We start from the raw sequence: 5,055 nt of genomic DNA, 5'->3' as shown, positions 1-5,055 counted from the left end.
ACCAGCACGCGGAGCCTGGTGACGTCCAGCATGGTCTGACTATAGACCGTATTTTTCTGTCCCCCTAGGCCCATCTACGGCATTTATCAGTTCTGCACATAATGGCCTTGACCTGGCACTTCATCCCAGATCAGTGCATCTGAGGCCGTGGCCACGCCGCGGGCGCCGCGTCATCCCTGTCCGTAGTTCGTGATCAGCCATCGCTCGTCTGGCTGCCGTTTCAGGTCGACGGTCCAGAAACTGTCCGGGTTGCCGACTGACGGTGCCTGCGATTCGGAGAAGGTGCAGTGAACCGAGGCGGTCACGCCGCTGCGATTGACTTGCGCGCAGTGCAGGGCCGAAAAAGTCGGCCACGTGGTGGTGTCTCCGTCGCCCCAGTTCATCATGCCCACGGCGGCAGGCTCGAAATGCGCGATGGCCGCGGCCTTGTCTTTCTGGTTAATCGCGGCGAACCAGGAAAGCGTGGCCTGCTCGGGGGATTGATATTCCGCCACCGCCACGAGGCCGGCGCTGGTCCGCGCGGGCTTTGCGGAGACCGGCTTAGCGGAAACCGCCGGATGCGGCGCCGAGCCGCACCCGGCGGCGATAGCGCAGACGAAAAGGATCGTCCCAGTAACGTCCAGCTTTGCTCGCATGGATGATTCGCTCAGGTGACCCGGTAGGCGGTGTACCGCACGGCGTTCGCTTCGCGGATCGCCGACGCCACGAAGATCGACTGCTCGAGGATGGCCAGCCGCGGCGCGGACGTCTCCAGGTGCACCGCGACGCGGAAGTAGTACTGCGACGGGTCCACGGGCTCCCCGCGCAAGAGCGCCTCCAGCACCTCCGGCGGCCCGCTGCGCACACCCGAAGTCCGGAAGTGGACATACTCCCCGGCAGCGGTTCGCGCCGAGTACCGGGTGTCGATCTCGACGGCGCCGTCGGGCCGGACAATCTGCCAGTCCGCCCCGCCGGGCAGGATCTCGGCGTCGAACAGCCCGCTGATCCGGCCGCCGGCGACCGGTACGACGCGCCGGTGCCCGGCCCGAGTCACACCGTGATCCTCAAGCGGCCCGAGCCGGGCATCCACCTCGAACGCCGGCTCAAGCCCAGGCACAGGCGCGGTCATCGCCACCTCCTCGGAGTGACCGTGAGCGTATCCCATGATCACGAAGACTTGTGGTCGCCATAGCAACCACAACCATTCGTGATCATGACCTCACCCGCGCACTGCCCCTCCGGGTTTCATGATCACGAAGGAAAAATCTCCTATACGCATACTTTTCTTTCGTGATCATGGGCGCGCGCCGAATAGCTATGCCACGGAAATGGGTGGAGGGTGCGCGGGCCGTCATCCGCGACGGGAAGGCAGAGCAGGCCACGCATGCGGCGTGTCTGGTGCGGCGGACGTGGCAGATGGTTCTGCGGCGAGCCGGCCCGTGCACCGCATTTCCGTGATCATGGGGCAAGAGGCGGCAATGCGCTCAGCCGCGGCCGTCGAGGAGCGGCGATTCCGGGCGGCGCGCCGGGCGCGCCGGGTCGGCGGCCAGCGACCGGCGGCGCCAGGCGATCCCGGACAGCGCCTCGAGCACCACGCGGTTGGCGAGGAAGCCGGTCACCTCCGCGTGGTCGTACGGCGGCGCGACCTCCACGACGTCGATACCGGCCAGCGGCAGCTCCATCGCGATGCGGCGCACCGCGTCGAGCAGTTGCCGCCCGGTCAGGCCGCCGGGTTCCGGGGTGCCGGTTCCCGGCGCCATCCCCGGGTCCACCACGTCCACGTCCACCGACAGGAACACCGCGTCGCAGTCGTCCACCGCGATCTCGAACGCCTCCGTCAGGCACGCGTCGAGCCCGCGGGTCACCACCTCGGTCATCTCGAAGGACCGCATCCGCTGCTCCGCCATCCAGGCCAGCGTTGGCGGCTCCGGCCAGTATCCGCGCAGCCCGATCTGCAGGAACCGGTCGCCGCGCACCGCGCCGGACTCGATCAGCCGGCGCATCGGCGTGCCGTGCCCGTACAGCGAGCCCCACTGCGTGTCCCCAGTGTCCGCGTGCGCGTCGAAGTGGATCAGCGACACCCGTCCCCACCCGACGTGCCTGGCCACGCCGGTCGCATCAGGGAACGTGACCGTGTGGTCGCCGCCGAGGATCACTGGGATCGCCCCCGACGCCGCCACCGCGAGAACCGCGTCTTCGAGCCGCTTGAGCGACTTCCCGGTTTCCCCGGACGGCATCACCACGTCCCCCGCGTCCGCCACCCGCAGCTCCTGCAGCGGGTCGACGCCGAGCGCCAGGTGCGGCCGGGAGGCGTCGTGCGGCAGGTAGTCGGTGCCGCGAATGGCCTGCGGTCCGAACCGGGTGCCGGGCCGGTGCGAGGTCCCGCCGTCGAACGGCGCGCCGACGAAGACGATGTCCAGTTCGGGGAGTTCCGACAGCGAGGTCCGCGGCACTCCGGCGAAGGTGATGTCGGGCCCGTACATGGCCGGGGTCATCTCGGGTTCAGGCATGGTTTCCCGTCTTCAGCAGCGGCTCGGTGGCCTGGTGGCTGCTCGGTTGCGGAGCGGGCATCACTCTAGCCAGCCACCGCGGCATCCACCAGTTCGCCTTGCCCAGCATCTCCATCACCGCGGGCACCAGGACGAGCCTGACGACGGTCGCGTCGATCAGCACCGCGACGGCGAGCCCGAGCCCGACCTGCTTCACCCCCGGGTCGGGCGTCAGGTCGAACGACAGGAACACGACCACCATGATCGCCGCGGCCGCGGTGATCACCCGCGCGGTGGACGCTAGCCCGGACACCACCGCCGCGGCGTTGTCCCCGGACACCAGGTAGGACTCGCGGATCCTGGACAGCAGGAACACCTCGTAGTCCATCGACAGCCCGAACAGGATCACGAACAGGAACACCGGCACCCAGGTCGTCACCGGCATCGGCTCGGGGAAGCCGAACAGCCGTCCGCCCCACCCCCACTGCGTCACCGCCGTCAGCACGCCGTACGCCGCCGTGATGGACAGCAGGTTCATCACCGCGGCCTTGACCGCGATCACGACCGAACGGAACACGTACAGCAGCAGCAGCATCGACAGCCCCACGACGGAGGCGATCAGCCACGGCAGCCGCTGGCCGATGAGGTTCGAGAACGTGACGTTTGCGGCGTTCGGCCCGGTCAGGTAGGCGTGGATGCCGGTCCCCGCGGTCGCCTCCGGCAGCACCTGGCCGGAGATCGTGTTGGCGAGCGCGTTGGTCGCCGCGTCCTGCGCCCCGGTGGCCGGGTAGGCGATGAGCAGCGCGGCCTGCCCGTCCCTGCTGACCACCGGCGGGGTCACGGCGGCGACGCCCGGCGTCCTGGCCACCGCGGTCTCGACGCGCGTCATATCAGCCGCGGCTCCGGCGGAGGGCAGCGCCGCGGCGACGATCAGCGGCGCGTCGAACCCCGGCCCGAACCCGCGCGCCATCGCCGCGTAGCTCGCGTACCCCATCGTGCCCCGCGCCTGCGCCGACTCGTCGGGGAACGACAGCTTCATCGTGAGCACGGGGGCGGCCAGCAGCAGGATGAACGCGGTCGCGGACAGCGCTGCCATCACCTTGTGCTTCTGGATGAACAAGGCCCATCTTTCCGAACGTGAGCGACCGCCTCTTGTCCCCTTCCGCGCCTCCCGGCGGTTCCTCCGCCTTTCCAGGATGGTGGCCTTGCCGAGCCGCGTCCCGGTGAACCCGAGCAGGGCAGGCAGCAAGGTCAGCGCTCCGAGCACGGTCATGGCCACCGTGGCCGCCGCCGCGACCGCCACCCCGTTGAGCAGCGACTGGCGCAGCACGAGCAGCCCGAGCATGCCGATCACCACCGTGGTGCCCGCGGTGAGCACGGAGACCCCGGCGGTCCGCATCGCGGTGACGGCCGCCTCCTGCGGCTCGCGTCCGCCGTGCAGTTCTGTCCTGAACCTGGTGAGGATGAACAGCGCGTAGTCCACGCCGACGCCGAGGCCGATCAGCGCCGCGACGATCGGGGAGAACGATGGCGCGGGGAAGATGTGGCCGAGCAGCGCGATCAGCGACAGGCCGCCGCCGATGCCGAACAGCGCGGTCGCCACCGGCAGCCCCATCGCCAGCAGCGAGCCGAACGCGATCAGCAGTACCAGCATCGCCGCCCCGACCCCGATGCCGTTGTCAGGCCCGCCGTAGGGCGTCTCGGCGAGATCCACCACGTCCCCGCCGAGGCTGAACGTCACGCCGTGCCCGCTGGCCCTGGTGGCGTCGTTCATCAGCATCGACGTCTCGCTGGAGGAGATGCTGTTCCCTGAGACGCTGAACTGCACGGTGGCGTAGGCGATGTGGCCGTCCCGCGACACGTGCCCCGGTGTCGTGTACGGGTCGGTCACCGCGGTGACGTGCGGCGCGTGCTCGAACGGAACGAGCGCGCTCGCGACCTGCGCCCGCACCGCGGGCGCGGTGACCGGCTGCGCTGAGCTGATCGCGAGCGTCAGCGAGTCTCCCGACTGCCGGGCGAAGTGCTGGTTGAGCAGCGTCTGCCCCGGGTCGGCGCCGGTGAATGAGTTGTCCGCCGCGGCGCCGAACCGCATCCACAGCGTGATCAGCACCGCCACCCCGGCCAGCCACGCGAGCAGCGTCGCCTTCCGGTGCCGGTAACAGGCTCGGCCAAGGCCGCCGAGCAGGCCATCTCCCGTCTGCATACCGCAAGCCTCGCGAATCGGCCCCTCAACCGCGTCGTACAGCGGAAGGCACTTAACCGCGCCGGGTAGTCACCCGGCGTACTCCGCCCGTAGTACGCGGCCCCGCCGGGCTAGCCGGCGGGGCGGGCGACTAGGCCGTGCTCGAAGGCGAGGACCACCAGCTGGGCGCGGTCGCGGGCGTAGAGCTTGGTCATCGCCCGGCTGACGTGGGTCTTCACGGTGAGCGGGCTGACCGTGAGCTTGGTGGCGATCTCGTCGTTGGAGAGCCCGGCCGCGACCAGGCACACGACCTCGCGTTCGCGTTCGGTGAGGGCGGCGAGGCCCGGCGGGGGCGGCGGTCCCGGCCGGCTAGGCGCGGGAGCGGCCATTCGGCCGGACGTGAAC

General features: G+C 69.9%; 5 protein-coding genes. All 5 read right to left on the bottom strand.

Annotation, left to right across the window (positions count from 1 at the left end):
* Positions 1-170: 170 nt before the first annotated feature.
* Positions 171-635: a hypothetical protein gene (locus tag WA805_RS06755; RefSeq protein WP_422282309.1), complete on the bottom strand. Its 465-nt coding sequence runs from the start codon at positions 633-635 to the stop codon at positions 171-173.
* An 11-nt stretch (positions 636-646) separates the two neighbouring features.
* On the bottom strand, positions 647-1,108 hold the full coding sequence (locus tag WA805_RS06750) for a DUF3237 domain-containing protein (RefSeq protein ID WP_422282307.1): 462 nt from the start codon (positions 1,106-1,108) through the stop codon (positions 647-649).
* 355 nt (positions 1,109-1,463) lie between these two features.
* Positions 1,464-2,489, bottom strand: a complete 1,026-nt coding sequence (gene speB / locus WA805_RS06745; RefSeq protein WP_425241903.1) for an agmatinase — start codon at positions 2,487-2,489, stop codon at positions 1,464-1,466.
* Positions 2,482-4,671: an MMPL family transporter gene (locus WA805_RS06740; protein WP_422289753.1), complete on the bottom strand. Its 2,190-nt coding sequence runs from the start codon at positions 4,669-4,671 to the stop codon at positions 2,482-2,484. The genes speB and WA805_RS06740 overlap by 8 nt, the downstream gene beginning before the upstream one ends.
* Before the next feature lie 110 nt (positions 4,672-4,781).
* Positions 4,782-5,055 (bottom strand): response regulator transcription factor (locus WA805_RS06735; RefSeq protein WP_425241902.1); only part of this gene is annotated, 274 nt, incomplete at its 5' end.

It is taken from the genome of Trebonia sp. (genome assembly GCF_049794275.1).
Taxonomy (GTDB): domain Bacteria; phylum Actinomycetota; class Actinomycetes; order Streptosporangiales; family Streptosporangiaceae; genus Trebonia.
Note: the sequence above shows the minus strand (reverse complement) of the source record. Positions and strands in the feature narration are given on the sequence as shown.